General features: G+C 40.3%; 1 protein-coding gene. It reads right to left on the reverse strand.

Features of this window, described 5'->3' with window-relative positions; all coding sequences use genetic code 11:
- Positions 1–37: 37 nt before the first annotated feature.
- Positions 38–253 (reverse strand): HNH endonuclease (locus ACRBBL_RS16350; RefSeq protein ID WP_431370146.1); only part of this gene is annotated, 216 nt, incomplete at its 5' end.

Here is a 253-nt window from a genome sequence, read left to right on the forward strand (position 1 = left end):
ACCTAATAACCAGCAACAGGAGCAGAGCGACAAAACCTCAATGCAACGACCTATGACAAGATCTGCAAACAGAAACCAACCATTTAATCGGTTCTTTTCCAATGTTTCTTGCATATCTTTTGTGATGGACTTGCGTAGCGCGTTTTCCGCAATACACACATTTCCAGTTGTCACGTTTTAGTACTACATACCGTTTTCGTTTCCAAGCAGCAGATTTTAAATACACATTTCGGTAATAATCACGTCTGCGTTT

Origin of the sequence: Kordia sp., from assembly GCF_050633145.1 — a bacterium.
In the GTDB taxonomy this organism is placed as follows: Bacteria; Bacteroidota; Bacteroidia; order Flavobacteriales; family Flavobacteriaceae; genus Kordia.